The organism is Natrinema saccharevitans, from assembly GCF_001953745.1.
GTDB classification, from domain to species: Archaea; Halobacteriota; Halobacteria; order Halobacteriales; family Natrialbaceae; genus Natrinema; species Natrinema saccharevitans.
In genome coordinates, this window is the sequence record NZ_LWLN01000001.1 from 224,234 (window position 1) to 249,740 (window position 25,507).

Here is a 25,507-nt window from a genome sequence, read left to right on the forward strand (position 1 = left end):
CGCGATAAGTGCCTTTGGTTGCCGTGCGGTTCACTCCCGCCCGAGCGTGTGGAACTCGTCGTTGGGCCGCATCTCGGCGAAGGTCGCCATGCGATTGCTCATGTTGTAGTAGGCCGTGACGGCCGCGATGTCCCAGATCGCCTCCTCGCTGAAGCCGGCCTCGCGCAGCGCCTCGAGGTCGGCGGGCTCGATCGCGTCCGGCCGTTCGGTGAGTTTGACGGCCACGTCGAGCATCGTCCGGTGGGCGTCGCTGATGTCGGCGCTCCGGTAGTTCGCGATCAGCTGGTCGGCCAGCGTCGGATCGTCGGCGTAGATTCGGACGAGCGCGCCGTGGGCGACGTTGCAGTAGTAGCAGTGGTTGACGCCGGAGACGGCGACGACGATCATCTCGACCTCCTCGCGCTCTAAGGCGGAGTCCTCGACGAGCGCGTCGTGATACTGGAAAAACGCCCGGAAGTGCGAGGGTTTGTACGCAAACGCCGAGAATACGTTCGGCGTGAACCCGGACCGTTCGGTTTCTTCTTCGATTCGTTCCTGGAGATCCGACGGCAGTTCTTCGAACTCCGGAACGGGAAAGCGGGACATCGCGTCGTCGTCGAGTTCCGGCGTCGGTTGGGACGTCGAGTCGGCGTCTGAATTGGCCATAGCTACCGGTTCACAATCTAGCCTCAAGAACGCATCGGCGATTGCACGCGCTACTCGTCGACGACGCCGCCCGCGTCGACCGCGGCGGTTCGAATCGCTGTCGTGTCAGTGGCCGCGAGGAGATGCGCCGGACAGTCACAGTCCGACGCGCCGACCCCCTCGACCGGCTCGCCCGGCAACGCGGTCGCCAGTTCACACTCCCGATCGGCGTCGGGGAACGTGATCGCGGTCTCGAGCCGGGTCGCTGGATGACCGAGCAGATAATCGACGTGCCAGTGGCGCGTCTCCCGGTCGCCGGCGGCCAGTTCGCGGTGGCGGTCTCGCGAGCGAAGCGAGTGAGACCTCGTCGGTGCTTTGCTCCGACGGCGATCGACCCGGCTGAAGCCGCCGGGGCCGAACGCCGAGCCGACGTAGGCGTACGCCCCCGCTTCGAACGCCAGGTCGCCCAGCGCACCGACCTCGATGGTCGCGGCTCGCGTCGCCTCGATCACGAGAACGTACGTCCCGTCCGTGGCAGCCCCTCGGGACGGGAGCGGCAAAAACGGGGGTGATGTCGGCCCGCGGGATTCCGCGTGGCGAGTCGCGTCTCAGCGCGACCGATCCTCGGTTCGGCCGTGGTCCTCGTCGGCGGTCGGATCGCCCTCGTTGACGTGCCGGCGGTTGCTCGTGTCGTCGTCCCGTCGCTGGGCCTCCGCGTCGCTCGAGCCCCGAGACTCGCGAGAGTCGGTCCAGTCACCCGACTCGGCGCGGCGTCCCCGCTGGCGGTACTCGAGGCCGCCGCCGGATTGCTGCTCGCGGTTCATGCGGCCGCCGGAGGTATCGCGTTCCCCGCCGCGGTCGAACTGCTGGGCGTCGCCGTAGTCCCGTTGCGAGCGGTCCGTCTCCTGCGAGCCGCGATCCCGCTGCCGTCCGCGCTCGTAGCCCGCGCTTCGCTGGTGGCGACGGGGCTCGGGCTGACCCCGCTGGTACTGACTGCCGTGTTGCTCGCCGGTCCACCGGGACTGGCTCCCCTGGTCCTCGCCCCGGATGCCGCTTTGCTGCCCGCGATGCTGTCGGTTCTGCCCGCCTCGGTCGGACGTCGCACCGGTCCGGGTCTCGCGGTCCTCGTGCCAGCGCTGTTGGGCTCCCTGCCGGTCGTCCTCGCGTCGCGTCTCCCCCCGACGCTGTTGGGTCCGATCCTCCGTCCGGTGGCCCCGTTCCACGGGGCCGCGCTGGCCGCCCTGCTCGTGTCGATCCTGCTCGCCGGGCTGTCGACGCTGCTGACCCTGTTCGTGTCGTCCACGCGTCCCGCCCCGCCGTTGGTCCTGCCCGCGTTGGCCGCCGCGGTGGCTCTCGTGTCGGGCCTCGCCGCCGTACTCGAGGGCCGCTTCCTGCATCGCGTTCGTTTCGAAGCCACTGCGTTGCCCGTGACCGCTCCCCTGGCCGGTTCCACCCCGTCGCCGGCCGGACTGTCGGCCCTGCTGGCCGGCGCTCTGGCTGCGCTCGCGATGCGGGCCCGACTCCTGGCTCTGCTGGCGGTCGGGCTGACGGCCTTCGGCCCGGCGCTGTTCCCGCCCGCGGTCGGGCCCCTGCGCCTCCCGATCGTCGCTCCCGCCGCGGCTGAAGAGGCCGTGGAGCCAGCCGCGATCGGCGCCCTCGCGGTCCCGGTCGCCGCCTCGGTCCCGCGTGCCGCGTCCGCGCTCGGTCGATCGCTCGGTACGCCGCCGGTCTCGGTCCCGGTTTCGATCGGTCATGATGTGGCTGTCGGTCGGTAGCGTCGTCTCTCACTGTCGCTTCGAGCGACGCGCCCGTCGCTGGTCGGTGTGTGACTGCGGCCGATCCTATACTCAACGTCCGGATAAAGCCTGAGCGCGCCTTTGCGTGCAGCCAAAGCGGGGCCGGGCGGGACCACGCCCGGTCGGGAACGGCGACCGCGCGGTGGCTCGAGCGCCGCCCCGTCGTCGATACTGCACCCCATACCCGGCCGCTACCGGCGCTGGGTCGACGCGACGGGGCCGTTCCCGCGGTCGTAGACCTGTCGCGCGTCCGTGTTCGGACCGAACGCGAACAGCCCGCGGGCGGGCTCGTGGTCGTAGGTCACCCACTGGGGGAGAACCGCCGCCCCGGTTAGCTTTCGGACCGCGAGCCGTTTGAGCCGGGTCCCCGCCGCGTTCCCGTCGGTCAGCCGCAGGTCGACGATCCCGTCGAAGACGCGCTCGGGTTCCGGATGCTCCGCCTGTCCCGCCGTCGTCGCCGCGGCGACGATCGGGACGAAACGGGCCGTACAGACCGTCGATCGGACGTCTTTGAGAAAATCGTGGACGAGCCCGCCACCCGCCAGCGACTCGAGTTCGTCCAGCGAGTCGATCGTCACCAGTCCCGTCTCGGACATCTCGAGGTCGTCGATCGCCCGGTGGATCCCGTTCGCTACCTCGCGGCGGTCGCTCGGATCGGCCACCTCGACGACCGCGTCGGCGGCGGCCTCGCCGAGAAAGGTCGCCCACTCGGTTCGCCCGGCGCGAAACTCGTCGCGGTCGTCGAGCCGACGGGTGAAACAGTCGACGATCCGCAGGCGGTCGGTCTCCAGCGCCGGCAGGACGTTCCAGCCGTTCTCGTAGAAGCGCTCGAGCGCCGCCGTCGGCGGGTTCGCGACCGAACAGACGACCGCGGGCTCGCCGCGCTCTAAGGCCCGCCAGACGAGTTCGGTCTCGAGTTCGGCCCGGCGGGTGCCCTCGTCGCCCGACAGGAGTACCAACGAGTCGGCCGGAATCCCGTTCGGGACCAGCGAGTCCAGCGGCTCGACCCCGGTCACGACTCGCTTGTAGGCGTCGGGGTCGGGCATCGTCGAACCGTCGGCGGCGGCCTCGCGGCAGGCCGCCGAACAGTAGCGGCCGTCCTCGCCCGCCTCGGGCTCGCCGGGGATCGGATAGTGGCAGTGATCGCACTCGAGGGGGTACTCCCGGGCGCGATCCGTCCAGAGCTGATCGGACATATCGACCCGCCCTACCACCGACGCCGGCAAAGAACCCGCCCCTGCAGGCGACCGAGCCGATCGTCTCGGGACGGCGCTCGTTCGACGAGACAGCCAGTTCGGTCAGCGACTCTCTCTGGCCCGCTCAGTCGACCTGCGGTGGCGCGCGCTGTCGACTGCTCGAGCGACGGCGAGAGCAGTTGATGACACTGCGCGAGGGATGAGCGAACATGGTTCGAGAGAGCGAAGCTCTCTCGTCATCACGAAAGACGCGGAGCGTCTTTCGAACGAGAGTGAGCGAATCGGCTGGGGAGGACGTGGTAACCCCTATTAGCCACGATAGCAGACGACTTCTTCGGCGCTTTCTCTCAACGGATCGTTCGTGATTGCGTGACAACGAGCGTTCTGCTATCGTGGCAACACGGAGGGGCCTCGCCCTCCCCAGCCGATTCGTTCGTTCCCGGAGGTCACTCACTCATCCCTCGCGCAGCGTCGTCGATCGCCCTCACTGCCGTTCGGCCGCTCGACAGCGCACGCCACCGCGCGTTCCGGTCGCGTCGGCTGATGTGTGGGTCCGTATTCGTCACGTGACTCGCGCAGTCTCGGTGCCCCCGAACCGCGCTATATCGACCGCTCGTCCGCCACCGTTTTCCCCGACAGCGGTGACGATTCGCTATGGACGACGCCCTAGTCATCGGCGGCACGCGCTTTATCGGCCGCCACCTCGTCGCGGAACTGCTCGACCACGACTACGACGTGACCCTGTTCACGCGGGGCACCCGCGAGAACCCCTTCGCGGACGACGACCGCGTCGACCACGTCGAGGGCGACCGGACGAACGACACCGCCCTCGAGGCGGCCGCGACGACGGTCGACCCCGACGCCGTCTTCGACTGCGTGGCCTACCACCCGAAGGACGTCCGGGCCGCGACCCGGATCTTCGACGACTGCGAGGCGTACGTCTACGTCTCGAGCGGCGCGGCCTACGGGCGCGAAGAGATCCCCAAGCGAGAGGGCGAGACGCCCTTGCACGACTGCACGCCGGAGCAGGCGACCGACGACTCCGTCGAGACCTACGGCAACCGGAAGGCCGAGGGCGACCGGGCGGCGTTCGCGGCGGCCGACGACGGCGTGCCCGCCATGGTCGTCCGGCCGCCGATCGTCTACGGCCCCCACGACTACACCGAGCGGCTGAACTGGTGGATCGACCGCGTGAACCGCTTCGACCGGGTCGTCGTCCCCGGCGACGGGACGAACCTCCGTCACCTCGTCTACGTCGAGGACGTCGCCGCCGCCCTCCGGATCGTCGCCGAACGCGGCGACCCCGGCGAGGCCTACAACGTCGGCGACCGCCGGCTCGTCCCGCTCGAGGAACTGGTCGAATCACTCGCGGACGCCCTCGAGACGGCGGTCGAGATCGTCCACGCCGGACCGCGCGAACTCGCGGCCGGCGAACTCGCCCTCGAGGACTACCCGCTCTACCGGTCCTACCCGCACGTCCTCTCGACGGCGAAACTCGCCGGACTGGGCTGGGAATCGACGCCGCTCGAGGCGGCGCTGGCTCACACGGTCGACGAGCACCTCGAGAGCGATCGAAACGGCGACGACAACGGGCCGGCCCGCGAGGACGAGGAGCGCGTGCTGGCGATCCTCGAGACGCTTTAGGCGTCGCGGAGCCGCTCGAGCCGCCGGCTCGTCGACGGCCGTGGCGCGAGCCGTTCGTGGACTCGACTCCGGTCGTCGGTCAGGTCGGTGCCGGCCTCGATCGCGCTCGCGAGGGCGTCCGTACCGACCGCCCGCGCGGCGCGCCGATCGGCGGCGAACTCGGTACGCTGGAGCGTTCGGGCGAGCAGCGGCCCGGCGACCGCGAGGCCGACGAGCCCGGCGGCCAGCGACGCCCAGACGGTCAGCGTCAGGAACAGCCCGAAGAGGGCCGCTACGACCAGCGCCCGTCGCTCGAGGAGCCGACGTTCGTCTGCGATCTTTGCCCGCGCACACAGTGCCGTCAGCGCCTCGTCATCGAGAGCGTCGAGCGCGTAGTCGGTGACGTACGCTCGCCGATTCCAGAACGGCCCGTCGAGATAGCAGCCGGCGGTATCGGTTTCGCGGCCGGGCATCACGCCACCGATCGCCGCCGACAGATCGGCCCGGTCGACCGCGGCCTCGAGCCGTCGGCGCTGGTCGGACGTCGGCGCGGCGATCGTCTGCGAGAGCCGGACGCTGTACTGTACCCAGGCGTAGCACCCGACGGCGAGGGCGGCAAACAGGAGGGGAATCAGCAGCGGGCTGGGGTCGGACGCGGCGACCAGCGCCGTGAACGGCGCGAGCGCGGCCGCCACGAAGAGCGCGATCGTCGCGAGGTACTTTGCGAGCCGGCCGACCGCCGTCACGGCGCTGATATCGAGGTCGCGGCGCTGTCGTGCGTAGGGGAAGACGCCGCGGTACGCGACTAACACGGCGGCGATCGTTCCGCCCGCGGTCGGGAGCCAGGAAAGCGGCGCGGCGAACCCGCCCGCCAGCGCCGGATGGACGGCCGCGATCGCGCGCTCGGTCGCGTCGACGAGACCGGCGAACGCGAGTGCGAGCAGGGCCACGAGGCCGACGACGGTGAGGAGTCGATACGTCCCGCGAGAGCGGTCGCCCTCGTCGGCGCGTCGGAGCGAGTACCGGCCATAGAGTCGGCCGCTGCCGTAGCCGACGGCGAGCAGTCCGAACCAGAGCGCGAGTAAGCCGAGCATACGCGACCGTTGCAGTTGGAAATATTATAAGATCGGTGATCGCTCCGCTCACTCCGATGAGGAAAAGCACATGTCTCGAGGGTGTGTGGGACCCGGTATGTTCGAGAAGTCGACGTGGATCCGCCTCCCGCGAAACGTCGTGGTCGGCCACGGCGTTCGCAGCGACGTCGTCGACGTGGTCGACGATCTCCACCTGCAGGGGCGGCCGCTGTTCGTCACGAGTCCGACGCCCCGCGAGGTCGCCGCCGATCCAATCGCGGCCGACTTCGAGGCCGCCGGGATCGACCCCGCGATCGTCACGATCGAGAAAGCGACCTTCGACGCCGTCGAGCGGGTGATAGAGGTCGCCGAGGCCGAGGGTGCGTCCTATCTGGTCGGCATCGGCGGCGGGAAGGCCATCGACATCGCGAAGTTGGCCAGCCACCACCTCGAGATGGGCTTTCTCTCGGTCCCGACGGCCGCGAGCCACGACGGGATCGTCAGCAATCGGGGATCGGTGCCGGACGGCGACTCCCGACACAGCGTCGCCGCCGAACCGCCGCTGGCGGTCGTCGCCGACACCGGGATCCTCGCCGAGGCCCCCTGGGAGCTGACCACCGCCGGCTGTGCCGACATTATCTCCAACTACACCGCCGTCATGGACTGGCGGCTCGCCCAGCGGCTGCAAGACGTCGAGTACTCCGAGTACGCCGCCGCGCTCTCGGAGATGACCGCCGAGATCCTGGTCGACAACGCCGACCTCATCCGGCCGGGTCTGGAAGAGTCGGCCTGGGTCGTCACCAAGGCGCTGATGTCCTCCGGCGTCGCGATGAGCATCGCCGGCTCCTCGCGGCCGGCCAGCGGGGCCGAACACCTCTTTTCCCACCAGCTCGATCGACTGGAACCCGACGCGGCCCTGCACGGCCATCAGGTCGGCGTCGGCTCGATCATGACCGCCTACCTCCACGGCGGCGACCGGGGAATCTGGCGCGACATCCGGGAGGCGCTGGCGAGTATCGACGCGCCGACGACCGCGGCGGAACTGGGGATCGACGACGAGACCGTGGTGGAGGCCTTGACGACCTGCCACGAGATCCGCGATCGCTACACGATCCTCGGCGGCGGGATGAACGAGCGGGCCGCTCGAGACGTGGCGACGAAAACGGGCGTCATCGACTGACCGACGCGACGGAGCGATTCGTGGGCCGAGTCGCCCTCGAGGACGAGTTATCCGAGGTCGGCCCGCTGGAACTGCCAGATGCCAAGCGCGAGCGGGACGGCGAGCCAGGCGAGCAAGACGACGAGCATCGTCTCCCCCTGCAGGAACCACGGCAGGTCCGGCGGGATGGTGTTGAATCCGTCGGGGAACGCGAGCCCGGTCGCGTTGACGTACGCCGCCGTCGGACTGATCAGCGACTGCACGAACATGATCTGGTTCACCGAGACCTCGAGGCCCGCGAGGTCGTTGAGCAGGTAGTCGATCGCCAGTTGGAGCGGCCCGAACACGTTCAACACGCTCGTGACGAAGAAGAAGGCGATCGAGCCGCCCATCGCACGCGACCGGGAGGCCGTCGCGGCCGAGATCGCGATCGCGACGGCGACGTAGGTCAGCGCGTACAGGACCGTCAACGCCGCCATGAGCGCGAACGTGTCCATCTCGGGCGAGGGGTACCACGCCAGCGTGAGCGCGCCGCCGATCAGGAACGCGAGCAGGATCGACGCGCTGACGACGGCCGTCCGGGTCACGAACTTCCCGAGGACGACGTCGGTGCGGCTGTTGGGGATCGACAGGAGGTACTTGATCGCGCCGGACTCGCGCTCGCCGGCGATCGAGAGATACGCCGTCACGAGCGCGATCAGCGGGATGAACATCGCGCCGACGGCGGTCAGGTTCCAGAGCGCGTTCAGGATGGACGGGTCCGGTCGGTTGTTCTGCCCGAAGTACACCAGCAACAGCATGAACAGGGTGTACAACGCGCCGACGAACCAGACGATCTTGGCCCGGCGGACGTCGAGGAAGTCCTTCCTGGCGACGTCGAGGGTACTCATGCCGTCACCTCCGGCGCCGCGGCGTCTTCCTCGCGGCCGCCGTTCGTGTACGTGTTGAACAACTGCTCGAGCGAGACGTCCTCGGAGACGATGTCGCGGACGGTCGTCGCGTCGGCGACGTGTTCGACGACGTCGATCTTGACCGAGGGGTCGGCGCAGGTCGCGGTGATCGTTCCGTCCTCGACGGTGACCGAGCGGACGCCGTCGAGGGCCTCGAGCGCGAGGTCTCCGGGGACGGACTCGACCTCGAGCGAGATGGGCACGCCGAGATCGAGTTCGCCCTGGAGGTCGTCGAGGGTTCCGGTCGCGACCAGTCGCCCCTCGTTCATGATGCCGATGCGGTCACAGACCGCTTCGACCTCCCCGAGGATGTGACTCGAGAAGAAGACGGAGGTGCCGCGGTCGGCCTCGTCGGCGATGATCTCGCGCATCTCCTGCATTCCGGTGGGGTCGAGTCCGGAGGAGGGCTCGTCGAGGATCAGGAGGTCGGGATCGCCGACCAGCGCCATCCCGAACCCGAGGCGCTGGGCCATTCCCTTCGAGTACCCCCCGGCGGGGCGGTCGCCGTCCGCGGGGGTGAGGCCGACCCGCTCGAGGATGGCGTCCGGATCGTCGTCGGTGCCTTTCGTGTCGATGACCCACTCGAGGTGTTCACGCGCGGTGAGCCGGTCGTAGAGGGTCGCGCCTTCGGGGAGGACGCCGATCCGATGGCGGATCTCGCCGGTCTCCGACTGGGCGTCGAGTCCGAGGACCGTCGCCGAGCCCTGGGTCGGTCGGACGAAGTCCAGCAGCATGTTGATCGTCGTCGACTTGCCGGCCCCGTTCGGGCCGAGGAAGCCGAACACTTCACCGTCCGCGACGGTCAGGTCGAGGTCGTCGACGGCGAGGACCGAGTCGCCGTACCGCTTGGTCAGCGAGGTCGTTCGAATGGCGGCCATACCTGTCAGTCCGTCATCGAATCAAGTATAGCTTTTGTAATAATCTCTCGAACAGATTCGGCGACGAGCGGCCGATCAGACGTGTTCGTCGAGGAAGTCCGCGATCCCGCTGTAGGCCTCGATGCGGTTCTCGAGTTTCGAGAAGCCGTGGCCTTCGTCCTCGAAGATGAGCGTCCGGACGGGAACGCCCTGCTCGGCCGCCCGATCGGCGATCTGTTCGGCCTCCCCGACCGGGACGCGGGGGTCGTTCTCGCCGTGGAGGACGAACAACGGGGCCGCGATGTTTTCGACGTTGTTGATCGGCGAAATCTCCTCGAGGAACTCGCGGTCCGCGGCGAGGCTGCCGTACTCGGCTTCCCGCAACTCGCGCCGCCAGTCGCCCGTGTTCTCGAGGAAGGTGACGAAGTTGGCGATCCCGACCACGTCGATCCCGGCGGCCCAGAGATCCGGGTATTCGGTCAGCGCGGCAAGCACCATGAAGCCGCCGTAGGAGCCGCCTTTGGCGGCGATTCGATCGGGATCGACCGCGGGGTGGTCCTGCAGCCACTCCACGCAGGCCCGGACGTCGGCGACCGAGTCCATCCGGTTCTCGACGTCGTCCAGCGCCGCGTAGTCGGACCCGTAGCCCGACGAGCCCCTGACGTTTGGCTCGAAGTAGGCGTACCCCCGATCGAGGAAGTACTGCTTGACGGAAGAGAACGAGGGGCGGCGCTGGCTCTCGGGGCCGCCGTGGATGTCGACGATGACCGGCGTCTCGCCCTCGGTGTACTCGTCCGGGAGGGTGAGAAAGCCGGGGACCTCGAGACCAGCGTGGGACTCCGGAGGAGTCCCACTGGCTGACGGGCGCTGCCCGTCAACGCCGAAACTCTCGACGCTCACGAGATCGGAGCCGTCGAACGATTCGCGGGGGATGCCCGCGGTCGGCGCGTCCGTCCAGCGCTCGGCGTCGCCCGTCTCGACGTCGACCACGAAGACGTTCGTGTTGACCGTGTCGCCGCTCGTCGAGCAGGCGAACCGCTCGGCGTCGGGGTCGAAGCTCACGCCGCCGGCCACCCCGCCCGGCAGGTCCGGTTCGGGGAAGGTCTCGTAGTCGGTCGGTTCGTCGGGATCGAACGCCCCGACGGTCAACTCGGTGTAGCCCTCGACGTTGCGCGAGCAGACGAACCGGCCGGTCTCGTCGTCCAGCGCGATCCCGTCGACGTTCCACTCCCCTCCGTCGATGACCGTCTCGAGGTCGTTGGTCTCCGGGGCGCTTCGCGCCTCGCCCTCGAGGCCCAGATAGGCCAGATAGAGCGTGTCGGCGTCGCCCTCGTCGGTCACGAGGTAGATCCCCTCGCCGTCGGGTGCCCAGCTGGCGCTCTGGTACCGCACGTCGCCTTCGTGGGGCGTGAGGTGGTCGAGGGTTGGTTCGTCGCGCTCGAGGTCGAGAACGTAGAGGTCCTGATCGAAGTTGGAGTAGGCCTGCGAGACCAGCAGCCGGGAGTCGTCGGGGCTCCAGCCGGACAGCGAGAGCCAGCCGTCGCCCTCGCAGACGAGTTCGGCGTCGTCTCCGTACTCGTTCCGACCCTGTACGTAGACGTCGAAGACGGACTCGTCGCGGCGGTTCGAGGTGAAGGCGAACCGCTCGCCGTCGTGGCTCCAGCCGCCCCAGCGGTGTTTCGCGCGAGCGATGCGAGCGCGAGGGTCGTTGCGGCTCCCCGAGCCGCAACGCTGTTTGGCGTCGGGCATCGCCGTCAGGTTCTCGATCTCGCCGGTCTCGGCGTCGAGCCTGAATAGCTGGACGCGTTCGTTGCCGCCCTCGTCCATGCCGAAGATCAGCTCCGGGCGCTCGGGCGACCACGAGGCGAAGGTCACCCGCTCGTCGTAGAAGGTCCGCTGTTCGGGCCACTCCCGGGCCCCCTCGAGGGTCCAGACCTGTGACGTTCCGGTCGTGTCCATCAGGAAGGAGAGTCGGTCCCCCTCGGGACCGAACGAGCCGCCGTAGGCACTGCGGATATTGAGGTAACGCTCGATATCGTAGCTCATGCCGGGGTCGTACGGACGCGGGGGAGTAATCGTTTCGGTCGCTGGACCCCTCGCGCCCCCAGTAGGGATCGATTTCTCGCGATCGGCCCGTGGACGCTCGCTCGAGCGCCGTGGTCGGCTCCGTCCCCGTCGCGAAATTGCATCGGTTAACAAAGCCCTCCGGGGGAGTGGCGTCGCTCGATGGCAACCGAAACCGACGCCTCGTCGGTCGGCGTCGTCCTCCTGACGACCGTTCTCATCCTCGCGGCCTTCGGGCTCACCGTCGCGGCCGTCGGGCCGGAACTGTTCGTGGGGGATCCGGTCGAGGACTCGACGGCCGACGGCGGGACCGAGCAGCCGGAGTTCGATGAGCTCGACCGCGACGACGGTGACGGCGGCGCTTCGGACGACGACGGCGAGCGGGGCGAGGACGGCGAGGGAGTGTTCGGAGACGGAGATCCGGACGACGGGAACGAATCGGACGGGGGCGAAAGTGACGAGACGGACGGTGAAGACCGGGACGACGAGACGGACGAAGCGGACGATTCCGGGGGCGACGATGACGACGAAGACAGCGACGGGGCGACCGGGAGTGACGATGGCGACGGAGACAGCGACGAGACGGCCGACGGTGACGGCGGATCGGACACGGCGGAGGGCGATACCGTGGACGAGGACGGCGGTGACGGCGAGACGGAGACCGACGATACCGACGCCGAAAGCGACGACGACGGCTTTTTCGAGGGCGTCGACTCCTTTTTCGGCGACGACGACTCCGCCGACGACGGCGGCGACTGACGCTTCCCACGACTGACGTCCTGGGATCGTATTGGTCTCGGCTCACGTGCCCGACCGTCTCGGGCACCCCGCGACGGAAGTTCCGCCGTCGGCTGTCACGGTTCGGGCCGGGCCAGTACGGTTCCCGACGGGGACCGGCGGCCGCCCGCTCATTCGGACCCGCGGGCCGACGAATCGAATGAAAAAAGTGATTTTATAGCCCGGGGCTTCGTTGCCGCCGAGTATGCGAATCGCGTTCGTCTCGTTCGAAACGGCTCACCACCGCGATACCGAGACGAACCAGCGGTTCCGGACCGTCTGCGAGATCCTCGCCGAGAACGGCCACGACGTCCACTGCTACTGTGCGGGCTTTTGGGCCGGCGAGGACGCGACGTTCGAGCGAGACGGGATCACCTATCACGCGGTCTCGAGCGGCCTCGAGGCCCGGAGTTCGTTCCTGCTCCGTCTCCCTTTCGTCCTCGCCGCCGCGCGGCCGGACGTGATCCACGCTAGCGCCGAGCCGGCGAGTCAGGTTGTCGCCGCAAAGTGGGGCGCGCGGCTCGCGCGGGCCCCGCTCGTCCTCGAGTGGTACGGCGACGGCGGCGTCGCGGAGACGCGATGGACGCGGGCCGCCGCCCGGCGGCCGGCTCGGATCGTCACTCCGTCGTCGCTCGTCACGACGTGGGTCCGCGAACTCGGCGCGGACGGCGACCGCGTCGCGGCCGTCCCGAACCCGATCGACTGCGACAGCATCCGGGCGGTGGAGCCGGCCGACGAGGTCGACGTGATCTACGCCCGCCGGCTCGACGAGGGGGCCAACCTCGAGAGCCTGCTGTTGGCCCTCGCGGAACTGCGAGGGCGGGACTGGCGGGCGACGGTCGTCGGCGACGGACCGGAACGGGACACCTACGAGCGACTCGCGAGCGACCTCCGGATCGAAGACCGCGTGACCTTCGCCGGCGACCTCGATCTCGAGGAGCGGATCGCGGCCTATCGGGGCGCACACGTTTTCGCCCAGACGGCCGACCACTGCGTGTTCCCCACGGAGATGCTGTGGGCGCTCGCGGCCGGCTGCGTCGGCGTCGTGGAGTATCACGTCGACTCGAGCGCGCACGAACTCGTCGAGGGCTGGGACCGTGGGTTCCGGACCACCAGCGAGACCGAACTCGTCGAGGCCATCCTCGCGGCGCGCGACCTCGAGCATCGCGAGTTCGACGACCGCTTCGCCGACTACGACCGCTCGGCGGTGGCCGAGCGGTACCTCGAACTGTACCGAACGGTTCGGGACGAGTACGGCGTGCTGTGATCGCGACGCGGTCGGAGATAGCTATTTGTTAGTGCACGAGAACATTCGGCCATGCATAACGACTGTGAGTTCTGCCGGATCGCCGCCGGCGAGCAAGCGGCCCACGTCCTGTACGAGGACGAACTGACACTCGCCTTCCTCGACGAGAACCCGGCCACGACGGGACACACCCTCGTCGTTCCGCGGGCCCACGAGGAGGAGGTGGTGACCGCCGACGGATCGACGGGGGCCGCCGTCTTCGAGACGGTCCGAACCGTCGCGACCGCGCTCGAGTCCGTCCTCGAGTCGGACGGGTTCAGCGTCTTCCACACCAGCGGCCCGCTGGTCGGCAGCGTCGACCACGCCCACGTCCACCTGGTCCCCCGCCGAACGGACGACGACGTGCGGTTGTCGCTGTCGCGGACGCCGCTCGAGCCCGACGCGGCGGCCGACCTGACGGGGCGGGTCCGGTCGACCCTATAAGTCGAACTTCGCCGCCGCCGTCTCCATGTCCTTGTCGCCGCGCCCGGAGAGGTTCACCAGGATCGTGTCGTGGTCGCCGGCCTCGGCCAGCTCGATCGCGCGAGCGATCCCGTGGCTCGACTCGAGCGCCGGGATGATCCCCTCGGTCTCGCTCAGTTCGCGGAAGGCCGCAAGCGCCTCGTCGTCAGTGACGCCGGTGTACTCACAGCGGCCGACGTCGCGGAACATGGCGTGTTCGGGGCCGACGCCGGGGTAGTCGAGTCCCGCCGAGACGGAGTGGACCTCGACGTCGTCCTCGATGACCCGGGTCTTCATCCCGTGGATCGTCTCGTCTTTCCCCGCCGCCAGCGGAGCAGCGTGGCGACTCGAGTCGGACCCCTCGCCGCCGCCTTCGGCACCGTAGAAGTCGACGTCGTCGTCGCGGAAGGCGTGGAAGAGCCCGATCGCGTTGGAGCCGCCGCCGACGCAGGCGACCGCGGCGTCGGGCAGGTCGCCGGTCCGCTCGCGGATCTGCTCGCGGGCCTCCTGGCCGATCACCGACTGGAAGTCCCGGACCATCCGCGGGAACGGGTCCGGGCCGACGACGCTGCCGACGAGGTAGTGCGTGTCGTCGACGTTCTCGGCGAAGTCCTCGAGCGCGGCGTCGACGGCGTCGGCCAGCCCTTCGTCGCCGCGGGTGACCTCGTTGACCTCAGCGCCCATCAGGCGCATCCGGAAGACGTTCATCTCCTGGCGCTCGACGTCTTTCTTCCCCATGTAGATCTCCGTCTCGAGGTCGAGCAGGGCCCCGACCATCGCAGTCGCGGTGCCGTGCTGGCCGGCCCCGGTCTCGGCGATCAGCCGGTCGCGGCCGGCCCGCTTGGCCAGCAGGGCCTGTCCGAGACAGTTGTTGATCTTGTGTGCGCCGCCGTGGAGCAGGTCCTCCCGCTTGAGGTAGATGTCGGCCCCGTAGCGCTCGCTCAGGTTCCGCGCGTAGTACAGCGGCGTCGGCCGGCCGGCGAACGTCTCGAGCAGGTCGCGTAGCTCCGACTGGAACTCGTCGGTGGCCGCGATGTCGTCGTACGCGGTGGCCAACTGCTCGAGCGGATCCAGCAGCGGCTCCGGCACGTGCCGTCCGCCGTACCCTTCGAATGCTCCGTTTCCCATACGCCGGCGGTTGCTCGTTCAGGGACAAATAGGTTCCTACAGACGGATGGCGGCGTCCGAGCCCCGGTAGCCGCGGCCGGGCCGTCTGGTCGATCGGTACCGTTTATGTGTCCGGTCGCCCGTACTCCGCACGTGTCCAGAGGAATCGACTGGTTCGACGCGTTCCGCGAGATCGCGCCGGAGTGGGCCGTCGTCGTCCTCGGGCTGGTGACCCAGCTCGGTGACGTGTGGCTTCTCGGCCTGCTCGTGGGGGCGTTCTACTGTCTCGAGACGGACGACCGGGCCGTTCCCGCCGGGGTCGCCGGTCTGTTGCTGGCGGGCCTGTCGCTGATCGTCGGGCTGAAACACGTCTTCGCGCTCCCGCGACCGGAACGGGTACTCGTTCGAATGGGGGCGCTTCCCGACTCGATCCACCCGCTGTACGAGGCCACTGCGACGGCGACCGGCTACGGCTTCCCGAGCGGCCACGCCCTGATTACGACGGTCGTCTACCTCAGCCTGGCCAAGACCCTGTCCGTCGGGACGCGCCGCCAGCGGTATCTCGGTGCCGCCGCCGCCGTGACCGTCGTCTCGCTCTCGCGGATCGGGCTCGGCGTTCACTACCTCGTCGACGTCGTCGCGGGGGTCGGCGTCGGGCTGGCGTTCGCGGCGCTCGCGTGGCGATTGCTGGATCGCTATCCCGCCCACCGCGGCACGCTCGGGTTCGGGCTCGCGGTCGTCCTCGCCGTCGGCGCAATGATCGTAAGCGGTGCGGCCCGCGACGCCGTCCTCCTGGTCGGGACGTCCGTCGGTGCCTTCGCCGGCTGGGAACTCGGCGTCCTCGTCCGATCGGTCGCCGCCGGACGCGGGCCGATACGGACCGACCGGGGACTCGCGGCGAGGGCCGCGGCCGTCGCCGCCGCGCTCGCCGCCCTCGTCGCGCTCACCGGCTACTACTGGCCCGCGCCTCTCTTCGCCGGGAGCGGCCCCCTCGGGCTCGTCGTCGCCGCGCTCGTCATCGCCCCCGTCGTCTACCGGCTCGAGCGCGCCGGCGGTCGGAGGGAGCGAACGCCCGCTCGCTCGCGGTAGATCGACGCCAACTCGAGCGCGCCGGCGGTCGGCGTCACCGACCGCCGTCCGACTCCTCGTCGTCCGACTCGTCGTCGGCAGTCGCTTCCGAGTCGGCCGTCTCCGCGTCGGAGTCGTCGTCCTCGGGCGGCTCGACTTTCATCTCGGAGTCGTCCTCCGCGGGGCTCGCCTCCGGCTCCGTGTCCGCCGTCTGGGTCGGCTGGGCCTGCGTGGGGTCCGGCCCCGTCGCCTCGCTGGTCTCGTCGGCCATCGCGGTGTCGGAGACGTCGACTTCCACCTCGTCCGTCCCGGTCTCGCGTCGGGGCTCTCCCTCGTCGCTTCCGAGGTCGGGTCCGGACCGCGAGGGGTCCTCGTCCGGCTCGTCGGTGAACTCGATCCGCGAGCCCGAGTCCGCGGGGTCGTCCATCCCCGGGTCCGCGATCTCGCCGTCGCCCTCGATCTCGGACTCGCGGCCGGAGTCGACGCTCTCGGCGGCCGCACCGGCCGCGTCCGAGACGTCTTTCCCCTCGGTACCCTCCTCGACGTCCGGCACGTCGCCGCCTTCGGCGCTCGAGCGGCGTCTGCGAAGCCCGTAGCCGGCGAGCGCGCCCCCGGCGACGGCGAGCGGGACCGCCCGCCGGCGGTTCGCGGCCAGCGAGCGGACGGCGGCCGCGAGCAAGAGACCGCCGCCGAGAACCGGGAGCGTCCCGCCCCCGAGCGCGTCGGACGCCGCCGCGAGTCCGCTCGCTGCGTCGGCGAGTTCCTCGGGATCCTCGAGGCCGGGCAGTTCGTCGATCGACTCGTCGGTCGTCGCGTCGTCGTCGTGATGTGCAGTCATCCGTTCACCGCTGGTACGCCGTCCGGCCGGATGAAGATTCGACCGGCACCTGACTACCCGGTCGGGACGGGGTCGGTCGCCGCTCGCCTCGAGCGATATCGGATATTGCGGTTCTGGAGCGCATTCGACGGCAAATCGGCCGATAGGATTGATTACGGCCCTGCATACTCCGGGCCGGTGGCCTTCCCTCCACCGCGTGGAGGTACCCCCATCCATGTCGGACTCGAACGGACGTGACGACGTGTCACATCGGACCGTGCGGAACGTCGTTCTCGTCGTTCTCGACACGGCGCGGTCGAAAAGCGTCGGCCTGCAGGGGCTTTCGGAGGGGAACGCAGCGGGCACCGATCACGTCGGCGCGCAATCCCCGCCGAGCGACCGGGCGGTGAACGACGACGGCGGGGGCGCGCGCCCGACGCCCGCGTTGGCGCGACTCGCCGCCGAGGGCGTTGCCTTCGAGAACGCCTTCGCGACCGCGCCGTGGACGCTGCCCTCCCACGCGTCGCTGTTCACCGGCACCTCCCCCTCCGAACACGGCACTCACGGGGACCACACCTACCTCGAGGCCGACCTGCGGACGCTGCCGGCGGCCTTCGCCGACGCGGGGTACGAGACGGTCGGCGTCTCGAACAACACCTGGATCACCGAGGAGTTCGGCTTCGATCGGGGCTTCGAACAGTTGCGGAAGGGCTGGCAGTACATCCAGGCAGACGCCGACATGGGCGCGGTCGTCCGCGGCGAGGACCTCCGGGAGAAACTCGCCGCGACCCGCGAGCGACTCTTCGACGGCAACCCCGTCGTCAACGCCGCCAACATCCTCTACAGCGAACTGTTCCAGCCCGCCGGCGACGACGGCTCGGCCCGCGCGGTCGACTGGACCGCCGACTGGCTCCGCAGTCGTAGCGACGACCGCCCCTTCTTCCTGTTCTGTAACGTCATCGAGCCCCACGTCGAGTACGACCCGCCCCGCGAGTACGCCGAGCGGTTCCTCCCCGAGGGTGCCAGTTACGAGGCGGCGACGGCGATCAGGCAGGATCCCCGCGCCTACGACTGCGAGGACTACCACATATCGGACCGCGAGTTCGCCATGCTGCGGGGCCTCTATCGCGCGGAACTGGCCTACGTCGACCACCAACTCGGCCGGCTCCGGACCGCGCTCTCCGACGCCGGCGAGTGGGAGGACACCCTGTTCGTCGTCTGTGGCGACCACGGCGAACACGTCGGCGAACACGGCTTCTTCGGCCACCAGTACAACCTCTACGACACCCTGTTGAACGTCCCCCTCGTCGCTCACGGCGGTCCCTTCACCGGCGGCGACGCCCGCCACGACCTCGTGAGTCTGCTCGATCTCCCCGCCACCCTGCTCGAGACGGCCGGCGTCGACGACCCCGCGCTCCGCGAAGGGTGGTCGAGCCGGTCGCTACATCCCGACTCGGACGCCGACCCCCGCGAGGCCGTCTTCGCCGAGTACGTCGCCCCTCAGCCCTCGATCGAGCGCCTCGAGGCCCGCTTCGGCGAGATACCCGACCGGGTCCGCGGGTTCGACCGCCGGCTGCGGGCGGTCCGGACGGTCGACTACAAGTACGTCCGCGGCGACGACGGCTTCGAACGGCTCCATCGCGTTCGGTCGGACCCGCTCGAGGGGACGAACGTCGCCGACGAGGAACCCGACCGGGTCCGGTCGTTACGGCGGCGGCTCGAGGAGCGATTCGACCCGCTCGAGGCGGCCGACGCCTCGGGCGAGATCGAGATGCGCGAGGGGACCAAAGACCGGCTCGCGGATCTGGGCTATCTGTGACGGCGTGATCGGCCGGTGACCGCTCAGTCTCGTCTCGACCGTTCACACCTCGTGCGGTGGCGCGCGCTGGCGGCCGACCGAGAATTCTCGAGGGCGGCCGCTACCATTGCGCGAGGGATGAGCGAGCGCAGTGAGCGTTAGGGCGGGACCGCAGGTCCCGCGAACCATCCGAACGGCGCGGAGCGCCGTGAGGAGAAATCGGCTGGGGAGGACGTGGTACTCCTAGTAGCCACGATAGCAGGACACTCGTTGTACGGTCTCTCGAGAAAATCGACTCGAGAGGAGCGTCCTGCTATCGTGGCAATACGGAGACGCCTCACCCTCCCCAGCCGGTTCGCTCGCTCCGGAGTCGCTCGCTCACCCCTCGCACAGTGTCGTCGACGATCCTCACTGGCGTTCGGATAGTCGACAGCGCGCGCCACCGCGCCACTGCACGATGGGCAACGGCCATAGCCGCGCCCGGTATCAAGCGCACACCTGTACACGCGGGGCGGTTTCCCGCCGCCGTCGCAACGTGGGGCCATGTCTTCCAGCGGCCCCGCCCAATCGGCGTCGTTCCCGTTTCCGACGCAGGTCGTCTACGAGGGGTCGGCCGACCGACTCCGCGCCGCCGTCGACGTCGCCCCCGCGGCGATGGACGACGTGACGGTCGCAGTCGGCTCGCGTCGCCTCCGGATCGCGGTCGACCGCGGTGAGAGCGCTTTCGACGGCCACGACGGCGACGCGAACCCCGAGAGCGACGACCGCGTCGTCGAACGCACCGTCACGCCGCTCCCGCCCGGCCTCGAGTTCGGGGACGACCGACGCGCGTTCTACAACAGCGGCGTCCTCACCGTCTCGCTCGAGACGCAGTCGTGACGCCCGCGTCGTCGGCCGCCGACCGATAGCGACGCCGAGTCTGTCTCGCCGTGAGCGGTCGGTTGCGGGCTGCCTGCAGCACGTTTTTGCGCCCCAGTCCGGTAGGCAAGACGACAGTCACGGAACCGATGGCAACCCACGACGAACGCTCGATCGACGGCTTCCTCTCGTTTTTCCGCGGCTACACGAAGACGTGGATCCACGCGGTCGCGGCGGCCGGACTGACCGCGTTCGGGACGCTGTCGGTCTATCACCGCGGGTTCATCGCCATCGCGCTGGCCGCCTACGTCGCCCCGCCGATCGTGCTGTACCTGTGGCGACCGTCAGCGGGCCGGGACGACGCGGACGCCGCGACCCCACGGGAACCCGAACCGACGGCCGGCGCACGAGCGGCGACCGGCGAAGTCGAGCGCCCCGGCGCGGCGGCCGAAGCCGGTGACGGCGACGGACCCGACGATGTCGCCTCCGGACCGGACGACGGCCGTCCCGACGACACCGACGACGGGGCGGGCCAAACCGACGCCGCGAGAACGATCGACCGCCCCCGCGAGTGGCGGTCGGTCGACGTTCCGACGGAGTCGACGCTGCGGGACGTCTGCGTGACCGACGGCGGTGCTGCCCACGCGGTCGGCGAGGACGGGGTGGTCCTCTCGGCCGCCGGCGTCGACGCCGAGTGGGCGGTCGCGCTCGCGGACGGCCCGGCAGCGCAGGGCGAGGAACTTCAGGGGGTCGACGCGACGGCCGACGGCGAAGCGGTCTGGGTCGCCGGCGACAGCGGCGCGCTGGGGCGACTCGAGCCCGAGGCGGGGCTCCACACCGATTACACGGCCCCGCTCGAGATCACGAACAACTGGCTTGGGGTCGCGGTCGCCGGCCGGAGCGGCGACGAGACGATCCTGCTGATCGACGGCTCCGGCGCCGTCTGCCGCGGGCGCTACCGCGACGGCGAGATGGCGTGGGACGAGCCCGTCACCCCCGGCAGCGGCTCGAGCCTGAGCGGGGTGGCGCTGGCCGACGCCTCGGTCGGCTACTGCTGTGACACGAACGACGCGGTCTTCGAGACGACCGACGGCGGGGCGTCGTTCGACGGCGTCGGCCCCGTCGGGGCCGGCGGCACGCTCGAGGCCGTGGCGACGCTCGGCCGCGGCGACTGTCTGGTGAGCGCCGACGACGGCGTCGTCCACCGCTACGGCGGGTCGACGTGGACGCCGGAACGGGTCGGCGAGGAAGCGATCTGCGGGCTGGCCCGCCGGGAGGGGGAGACGATCGCCTGCGACGCCGACGGCGCGATCTACGAGCGCAGCGAGGGCGACTGGACGGCGGTCGACGCGGGGCCGCTCGAGTCGCTGATCGGCGTCGCGGTCGCGCCCGACGGCCGGCGGGCGGTCGCGGTCGGCGACGAGGGGACCGTCGTCGAACGGCGGTGAGCGACGGCCCGTCCGCCGGCCGGATCGGCCACTGTTATTGCCGTCGAACCCGCAGCGCCTAGCGTGAGCGATCGAGACGCGACGGGCGACGGAACCGACCGCTGTCGGCTCTGCGGGACTCCGCTTTCGGAGACCGGCGACCGGGCCGCCGACGGCTTCTGCTCGAGTAGCTGTCGCGATATCGCCGCCGAGTACGGAACGAGCGCGGATGCCGGCCCCCGTTCGACGGACCGGCCGGCCGACGCGAGCCCGGATTCGGCGTCGGAGACCCACGGGACCGCCCGGGCCTTCTTCCGGGTCGACGGTATGCACTCGGCCAGTTGCGAGGCCTACCTCGAGTCCGTCGCCGAGGGCCGGGCGGGCGTGACCGATGCCGAGGCGAGCTACGTCACCGAGACGGTCCGGGTCGATCACGACCCCGACCGGATCGGCGCGGACGCCATCGAGGACGCGCTGAGTACGCTTGGCTACACCGCCTACCGGCGCGAGGACGCGAGTACAGACGAGGACGCCGGGGGAACCCGCCGCTCCCGGGAGATGGACGGGCTCCGGAAGCGCCGCACTGACGACATGCTCGAGATGCGCTACGTCGTCGGCGTCGTCTTCGGCTCCTTTCTCCTGTTGCCGTTCGTGGCGGTCTTCTATCCGATGTACCTGACCGCGTTTACCGACTGGGGAGCCATCGCCCACTTCGAAGGGTCGTTCACCGGCCTCGGCGGCTCCCTCTATCTCCCGCTGTTCGTCGTCCTGACCGGGGCGATCGTCTACCTGACCGGCGGCCCCGTCCTCCGTGGCGCGTACGTCAGCCTGACGCTCCGGCGGCCGACGACGGACCTGCTCGCAGCCCTGACGATCCTGAGCGCGTACACCTACGCTTCGGTCACCGCCGCGCTCGGCCGCACGGACGTCTACTTCGATCTGACCATCGTCGTCGCCGCGCTCGTGATGGGCGCGACCTACTACGAGTCGACGGTCAAGCGCCGCGCGACCGACCGGCTGACCGACCTCACCGTCTCGCAGGTCGACACCGCCCGGCTGTACGCGTCGGACGGCTCCACGGCCGAGATCCCCGTCGCAGACCTCGAGTCCGGCGACCGCCTGCTCGTCCGCGAGGGCGAGCGCATCCCGGTCGACGGTCGGCTGGCCGAGGGCGAGTGTACCGTCGACGAGGCCGTCGTCACCGGCGAGTCGCTTCCGGTCCCGAAAGAAGCCGGCGACGAGGTGGTCGGCGGTTCGGTCGTCACGACCGACGCGGCCATCGTCGACGTCGGCGACCGAACGACGAGCAGCATCGAGCGGCTCACCCGGGTCGTCTGGAACGTCCAGAGCGCGGACCACGGCGTCACCCGGCAGGCTGACGAACTCGCCGCCCGGCTCGTCCCCGTCGTCCTCGCGGCCGCCGTCGTCGTCGGTATCGGATCGCTGCTGCTCGGTGCCGGCACGACCGCGACCGCCCTCGCGGCGCTGCTGACGCTCATGGTCGCCAGCCCGTGGGCGCTCGGGTTCGCGACGCCGTACACCGTCGCCACCAGTCTGGAAGCGGCCCTCGAGCGGGGCGTCGTCGTCTTCGACGAGACGGTCTTCGAGCGCCTGCGCGCGATCGACGTCGTCGTCTTCGACAAGACCGGCACGCTGACGACCGGCGAGATGTCCGTCCGCGAGGCCGACGCCCCCGCAGACCTGCTGGCGGCCGCCGCCGCCCTCGAGCGGCGGGCGGCCCACCCCGCCGCGGCGGCGATCGCGGCGGCGTTCGGCGACGAGAGCGGAACGGCTGGCGAGGCCGACGGTGCGGCGCGGGCCGACGGCGGCTCGGCCGCGACGGGCGACCTCGAGGTCCGGGACTTTCACACGCACGCGACCGGCGTCGAGGGCACCGTCGACGGGCAGCAGGTGCTTGTCGGCCATCCGGACCTCTTTCGGAAACGGGACTGGACGCTCGAGGCGGGCCTGGAGCAGCGGGTCGAGCGCGCTCGCGAAGCGGGGCGGCTCCCGGTCGTCGTCGGCCGGGACGGGAGCGCGGAGGGGGTCGTGGTCGTCGGCGACGAACCCCGCGAGGGGTGGGAGGAGACGGTGACGGCGCTCTCCGAGTCCGGCGTCGGGGTCGTGGTCCTGACCGGCGACGACGGGACGGCGGCCGACGCCTTCGCGGACCATCCGGGCGTGGATCGCGTCTTCGCCGGCGTCTCGCCCGACGGGAAGACGGCGGCGATCGAGCGGTTGCGGGCCGACGGCCGCGTGGCGATGGTCGGCGACGGGACCAACGACGCGCCCGCGCTGGCCGCGGCCGACCTCGGCATCTCGCTGGGTAGCGGGACAGCGCTGGCCGCCGACGCGGCGGACGTCGCCATCGCCGACGACGACCTCGCCGCGGTCGAGCGGGCCTTCGCGCTGGCTCGAGCCGCCCGCGACCGGATCAGACAGAACCTCGGGCTCGCGTTCGCCTACAACGCCCTCGCGATCCCGCCGGCGGTCCTCGGGCTCGTGAACCCGCTGGTGACAACCGTCGCGGTCGTCGTCGGGACGCTGCTGATCGTCGGCAACGCCGAGCGATCGCTGCTCGCGGACTGATACGGATTATTGTCACTGTTTACCGGTGTACCTGCGACTGTCCTGCGGGTACATCGGTACTGACTGACAGTAAACCGTATGAGCCGACGGTTCGGAGTCCGATCCCGGGGAGACGTACCGGGAGGCCAAACTACACGGCCCGCGGTCACCCATCCACGGCCGGATGACTGGACGGATGGATCGCCGCCGCGCGTACGCGGCCGTCGTCGTCGGGACGCTGGGCTACACCTGCCTGATGTTCGTCTGGTTCTCGCTGCCGGCCTATCTCTCGACGATCATCGCCGACCTCGGGCTCTCGGGCACGCAGGCCGGCGTCGTCGCCGGGGCGGTGCCGCTGACCTACATCCCGATCGCGCTGTTTTCGGGCGTCGTCGTCGACCGGGTCGGGCCGGGTCGGAGCCTCGCCGCGGGCGTGCTGATCTACGGTCTCGCACAGGTCACTCGCAGCGTCGCGGCCGGCTTCCCTTCCCTGCTCGCTGCGACCCTCCTGATCGGCGTCGGCGCGACCGCGATCACCTTCGGCCTCCCGAAACTCGTCTCCGTACTCTTCCCGCCCGACGAGACCGGCCTCCCCTCGTCGATCTACCTCGTCGGCGCGTCGACGGGGACCGCGAGCGTCTTCGCCGTCGGCCGGCCCGTCCTCGGCCCGCTGCTCGGCGGCTGGCGGCCCCTCTTCTTCTGGAGCGGCGTCGTCGCGATCGCGTACGGCCTGCTGTGGTTCGGCGTCGCGCACCGACTGGGGATCGACGCCCGCAACCGCGCGGCTAACGACGCCGACGCGGCCGACTCCTCGCTCTCGCCGCGATCGATCGCTCGAGACCTGAAACTCGTCCTCACCCACCGCGAACTGCAGCTGGTGGTCGTCGTCGGGACGATGTACCTGCTGATCGCCCACGGCACCCAGAGCTGGCTCCCGACGCTGCTCGAGGCCCGTGGCTACTCGGCCGATCGGGCCGGCCGGACGACGAGCCTGCTGGTGGCCGCGAACGTCGTCGGCGTGTTGACCGTCCCGGCGGTCGCCGACCGGCTGGGAGCTCGCCGGACCGCCCTGATCGCCTGCGGGCTGATCGCCGGGATCGGCGTCTCCGGCATCCTCTCGAGCGGCCTCGGCCTCCTCCTGCTCGGCAGCGTCCTCGTCACCGGCTTCGGCTACGGCGGTCTCTCGCCGCTCGTCCGGGCGATCCCGCCGGAACTCGAGGGGATCGGCGCGCGCCTGACCGGAACCGCGGTCGGGTTCATTTTCGCCGTCGGCGAGATCGGCGGCTTCCTCGGGCCGGTGCTGGTCGGGACGCTGTACGACCGCACCGGATCGTACGCGCCGGGGCTGGGGCTGTTGGCCGCGGCTGGGCTCGTCGTGGCGGTCGCCGGCGGCGCGTTGCGGTTTCGGTACGGCGATTCCTGACGGCCGCGACCGCACCGGCCACGGAACCGCCTCGCTCGAGGAACTGCAGGGTCGCGAGCCGCGGCCGAGCGATTAGCCATCGCGCGACTTCCGTCGGGCCGGCGGCGTCTTCGAGAGGTACGTCCCCAACCGGCCGCGGTTGTCGGCGACCCACCGGTAGACCCGCTCGCGGAACCGCTCGTAGTCCTCGAACTGCCGGAGGAATTCGACGGCGTCACCGGCGGGTTCGACCACGTCCGTCCGCCTGAGCGCCTCCTCGATCGAGGCCCCGCAGGAGTACACCTCGTCGTCGGTCACCAGGTGCGAACAGTCCTCGTAGTCGTCGGGCAGCCGCCCCCGCAGGTCGTCCGTGAGGTCGCTGAAGCCGACGATCCGGAGCTCCGTCCGGTCGTCGAAGAAGTCGGCCCACCACGTACAGAACCCGCAGTCGTCGTCGTAGACGAGCGTCGCCTCGCTCATACCCCATCTGGGGGCCCGACGCTACTAACGGTTGTTCTCGAGCGAGGGGAGTTCGGGCCGGCGCTGCGAGCGAACGCGAGTCGGCTGCGTTCGCCGCCCGTGGCGACTGGTTCTCC

The 25,507-nt window shown here is 70.2% G+C and carries 22 protein-coding genes; 11 read left to right on the top strand and 11 right to left on the bottom strand.

The annotated features are described in order from the left end of the window. Positions 1-30 precede the first annotated feature (30 nt). From A6E15_RS01165 to A6E15_RS01180, 4 genes are all read right to left on the bottom strand, one after another. On the bottom strand, positions 31-645 hold the full coding sequence (locus A6E15_RS01165) for a peroxidase-related enzyme (RefSeq protein ID WP_076143020.1): 615 nt from the start codon (positions 643-645) through the stop codon (positions 31-33). 50 nt (positions 646-695) lie between these two features. Further along, positions 696-1,136 carry a GIY-YIG nuclease family protein gene (locus tag A6E15_RS01170; protein WP_245800508.1) on the bottom strand — a complete coding sequence of 147 codons (441 nt, stop codon included), beginning with the start codon at positions 1,134-1,136 and terminating at the stop codon, positions 696-698. A 96-nt stretch (positions 1,137-1,232) separates the two neighbouring features. Continuing rightward, positions 1,233-2,378: a hypothetical protein gene (locus A6E15_RS20700; RefSeq protein ID WP_076143022.1), complete on the bottom strand. Its 1,146-nt coding sequence runs from the start codon at positions 2,376-2,378 to the stop codon at positions 1,233-1,235. A gap of 233 nt (positions 2,379-2,611) precedes the next feature. Continuing rightward, complete coding sequence (locus A6E15_RS01180; RefSeq protein ID WP_076143023.1) at positions 2,612-3,616, bottom strand: RAD55 family ATPase; 1,005 nt, start codon at positions 3,614-3,616, stop codon at positions 2,612-2,614. A 654-nt stretch (positions 3,617-4,270) separates the two neighbouring features. Here A6E15_RS01180 and A6E15_RS01185 point away from each other — a divergent pair. After that, positions 4,271-5,260 (top strand): NAD-dependent epimerase/dehydratase family protein, encoded by a 990-nt coding sequence (locus tag A6E15_RS01185; protein ID WP_076143024.1) that lies wholly within the window; start codon positions 4,271-4,273, stop codon positions 5,258-5,260. On the opposite strand, the gene A6E15_RS01190 is transcribed toward A6E15_RS01185, so the two are convergent. Beyond that, a complete protein-coding gene (locus A6E15_RS01190; RefSeq protein ID WP_076143025.1) occupies positions 5,257-6,333 on the bottom strand; it encodes a peptidase in 1,077 nt (358 codons plus the stop codon). The two genes, A6E15_RS01185 and A6E15_RS01190, sit on opposite strands and share 4 nt — an antisense overlap. Before the next feature lie 97 nt (positions 6,334-6,430). Between A6E15_RS01190 and A6E15_RS01195 the strand changes: the two genes are divergently transcribed. Then, entirely contained in the window at positions 6,431-7,492 is a 1,062-nt protein-coding gene (locus A6E15_RS01195) for an NAD(P)-dependent glycerol-1-phosphate dehydrogenase (RefSeq protein WP_076143026.1), read from the top strand. A 47-nt stretch (positions 7,493-7,539) separates the two neighbouring features. Here A6E15_RS01195 and A6E15_RS01200 read toward each other — a convergent pair whose 3' ends face one another. From A6E15_RS01200 to A6E15_RS01210, 3 genes are all read right to left on the bottom strand, one after another. Further along, positions 7,540-8,361 (bottom strand): ABC transporter permease subunit, encoded by an 822-nt coding sequence (locus A6E15_RS01200; protein ID WP_076143027.1) that lies wholly within the window; start codon positions 8,359-8,361, stop codon positions 7,540-7,542. Further along, the gene (locus A6E15_RS01205) at positions 8,358-9,299 is read right to left on the bottom strand and encodes an ABC transporter ATP-binding protein (RefSeq protein ID WP_076143028.1); all 942 of its coding nucleotides are present in this window, start codon (positions 9,297-9,299) and stop codon (positions 8,358-8,360) included. The genes A6E15_RS01200 and A6E15_RS01205 overlap by 4 nt, the downstream gene beginning before the upstream one ends. Before the next feature lie 75 nt (positions 9,300-9,374). Further along, entirely contained in the window at positions 9,375-11,324 is a 1,950-nt protein-coding gene (locus A6E15_RS01210) for a S9 family peptidase (protein WP_076143029.1), read from the bottom strand. Between the two features lie 180 nt (positions 11,325-11,504). Between A6E15_RS01210 and A6E15_RS01215 the strand changes: the two genes are divergently transcribed. From A6E15_RS01215 to A6E15_RS01225, 3 genes are all read left to right on the top strand, one after another. Next, the gene (locus A6E15_RS01215; protein WP_076143030.1) at positions 11,505-12,101 is read left to right on the top strand and encodes a hypothetical protein; all 597 of its coding nucleotides are present in this window, start codon (positions 11,505-11,507) and stop codon (positions 12,099-12,101) included. Between the two features lie 223 nt (positions 12,102-12,324). After that, a complete protein-coding gene (locus tag A6E15_RS01220; protein WP_076143031.1) occupies positions 12,325-13,386 on the top strand; it encodes a glycosyltransferase family 4 protein in 1,062 nt (353 codons plus the stop codon). Positions 13,387-13,437: 51 nt separating this feature from the next. Next, complete coding sequence (locus A6E15_RS01225) at positions 13,438-13,848, top strand: HIT family protein (protein ID WP_076143032.1); 411 nt, start codon at positions 13,438-13,440, stop codon at positions 13,846-13,848. On the opposite strand, the gene trpB is transcribed toward A6E15_RS01225, so the two are convergent. Further along, positions 13,843-14,994: a tryptophan synthase subunit beta gene (gene trpB / locus A6E15_RS01230; protein ID WP_076143033.1), complete on the bottom strand. Its 1,152-nt coding sequence runs from the start codon at positions 14,992-14,994 to the stop codon at positions 13,843-13,845. The two genes, A6E15_RS01225 and trpB, sit on opposite strands and share 6 nt — an antisense overlap. Positions 14,995-15,126: 132 nt before the next feature. Between trpB and A6E15_RS01235 the strand changes: the two genes are divergently transcribed. Next, the gene (locus tag A6E15_RS01235) at positions 15,127-16,062 is read left to right on the top strand and encodes a phosphatase PAP2 family protein (protein WP_076143034.1); all 936 of its coding nucleotides are present in this window, start codon (positions 15,127-15,129) and stop codon (positions 16,060-16,062) included. Between the two features lie 34 nt (positions 16,063-16,096). On the opposite strand, the gene A6E15_RS01240 is transcribed toward A6E15_RS01235, so the two are convergent. Continuing rightward, positions 16,097-16,879, bottom strand: coding sequence for a prolipoprotein diacylglyceryl transferase (locus A6E15_RS01240; protein ID WP_076143035.1), 783 nt, complete (start codon positions 16,877-16,879; stop codon positions 16,097-16,099). A 214-nt stretch (positions 16,880-17,093) separates the two neighbouring features. On the opposite strand from A6E15_RS01240, the gene A6E15_RS01245 reads away from it, so the two are divergent. The 5 genes from A6E15_RS01245 to A6E15_RS01265 all read left to right on the top strand — a co-directional run bounded on the left by A6E15_RS01245 (position 17,094) and on the right by A6E15_RS01265 (position 24,932). Beyond that, the gene (locus tag A6E15_RS01245) at positions 17,094-18,677 is read left to right on the top strand and encodes a sulfatase (protein ID WP_076143036.1); all 1,584 of its coding nucleotides are present in this window, start codon (positions 17,094-17,096) and stop codon (positions 18,675-18,677) included. A 522-nt stretch (positions 18,678-19,199) separates the two neighbouring features. Then, positions 19,200-19,535, top strand: coding sequence for an Hsp20/alpha crystallin family protein (locus A6E15_RS01250; protein ID WP_076143037.1), 336 nt, complete (start codon positions 19,200-19,202; stop codon positions 19,533-19,535). Positions 19,536-19,663: 128 nt separating this feature from the next. Continuing rightward, a complete protein-coding gene (locus A6E15_RS01255) occupies positions 19,664-20,962 on the top strand; it encodes a sialidase family protein (protein WP_076143038.1) in 1,299 nt (432 codons plus the stop codon). A 63-nt stretch (positions 20,963-21,025) separates the two neighbouring features. Further along, on the top strand, positions 21,026-23,530 hold the full coding sequence (locus A6E15_RS01260; protein ID WP_076143039.1) for a heavy metal translocating P-type ATPase: 2,505 nt from the start codon (positions 21,026-21,028) through the stop codon (positions 23,528-23,530). Positions 23,531-23,693: 163 nt separating this feature from the next. Further along, a complete protein-coding gene (locus tag A6E15_RS01265; protein WP_076143040.1) occupies positions 23,694-24,932 on the top strand; it encodes an MFS transporter in 1,239 nt (412 codons plus the stop codon). 72 nt (positions 24,933-25,004) lie between these two features. Here A6E15_RS01265 and A6E15_RS01270 read toward each other — a convergent pair whose 3' ends face one another. Next, positions 25,005-25,391 (bottom strand): DCC1-like thiol-disulfide oxidoreductase family protein, encoded by a 387-nt coding sequence (locus A6E15_RS01270; RefSeq protein ID WP_076143041.1) that lies wholly within the window; start codon positions 25,389-25,391, stop codon positions 25,005-25,007. Positions 25,392-25,507 lie beyond the last annotated feature (116 nt).

Coding starts and splice junctions, on each gene's coding strand:
- A6E15_RS01250 (WP_076143037.1), top strand. CDS start 19,200: ATGTCTTCCAGCGGCCCCGCCCAATCGGCGTCGTTCCCGTTTCCGACG.
- trpB (WP_076143033.1), bottom strand. CDS start 14,994: ATGGGAAACGGAGCATTCGAAGGGTACGGCGGACGGCACGTGCCGGAG.
- A6E15_RS01245 (WP_076143036.1), top strand. CDS start 17,094: ATGTCGGACTCGAACGGACGTGACGACGTGTCACATCGGACCGTGCGG.
- A6E15_RS20700 (WP_076143022.1), bottom strand. CDS start 2,378: ATGACCGATCGAAACCGGGACCGAGACCGGCGGCGTACCGAGCGATCG.
- A6E15_RS01225 (WP_076143032.1), top strand. CDS start 13,438: ATGCATAACGACTGTGAGTTCTGCCGGATCGCCGCCGGCGAGCAAGCG.
- A6E15_RS01255 (WP_076143038.1), top strand. CDS start 19,664: ATGGCAACCCACGACGAACGCTCGATCGACGGCTTCCTCTCGTTTTTC.
- A6E15_RS01270 (WP_076143041.1), bottom strand. CDS start 25,391: ATGAGCGAGGCGACGCTCGTCTACGACGACGACTGCGGGTTCTGTACG.
- A6E15_RS01180 (WP_076143023.1), bottom strand. CDS start 3,616: ATGTCCGATCAGCTCTGGACGGATCGCGCCCGGGAGTACCCCCTCGAG.
- A6E15_RS01190 (WP_076143025.1), bottom strand. CDS start 6,333: ATGCTCGGCTTACTCGCGCTCTGGTTCGGACTGCTCGCCGTCGGCTAC.
- A6E15_RS01195 (WP_076143026.1), top strand. CDS start 6,431: ATGTTCGAGAAGTCGACGTGGATCCGCCTCCCGCGAAACGTCGTGGTC.
- A6E15_RS01215 (WP_076143030.1), top strand. CDS start 11,505: ATGGCAACCGAAACCGACGCCTCGTCGGTCGGCGTCGTCCTCCTGACG.
- A6E15_RS01240 (WP_076143035.1), bottom strand. CDS start 16,879: ATGACTGCACATCACGACGACGACGCGACGACCGACGAGTCGATCGAC.
- A6E15_RS01210 (WP_076143029.1), bottom strand. CDS start 11,324: ATGAGCTACGATATCGAGCGTTACCTCAATATCCGCAGTGCCTACGGC.
- A6E15_RS01200 (WP_076143027.1), bottom strand. CDS start 8,361: ATGAGTACCCTCGACGTCGCCAGGAAGGACTTCCTCGACGTCCGCCGG.
- A6E15_RS01165 (WP_076143020.1), bottom strand. CDS start 645: ATGGCCAATTCAGACGCCGACTCGACGTCCCAACCGACGCCGGAACTC.
- A6E15_RS01220 (WP_076143031.1), top strand. CDS start 12,325: ATGCGAATCGCGTTCGTCTCGTTCGAAACGGCTCACCACCGCGATACC.
- A6E15_RS01265 (WP_076143040.1), top strand. CDS start 23,694: ATGACTGGACGGATGGATCGCCGCCGCGCGTACGCGGCCGTCGTCGTC.
- A6E15_RS01185 (WP_076143024.1), top strand. CDS start 4,271: ATGGACGACGCCCTAGTCATCGGCGGCACGCGCTTTATCGGCCGCCAC.
- A6E15_RS01205 (WP_076143028.1), bottom strand. CDS start 9,299: ATGGCCGCCATTCGAACGACCTCGCTGACCAAGCGGTACGGCGACTCG.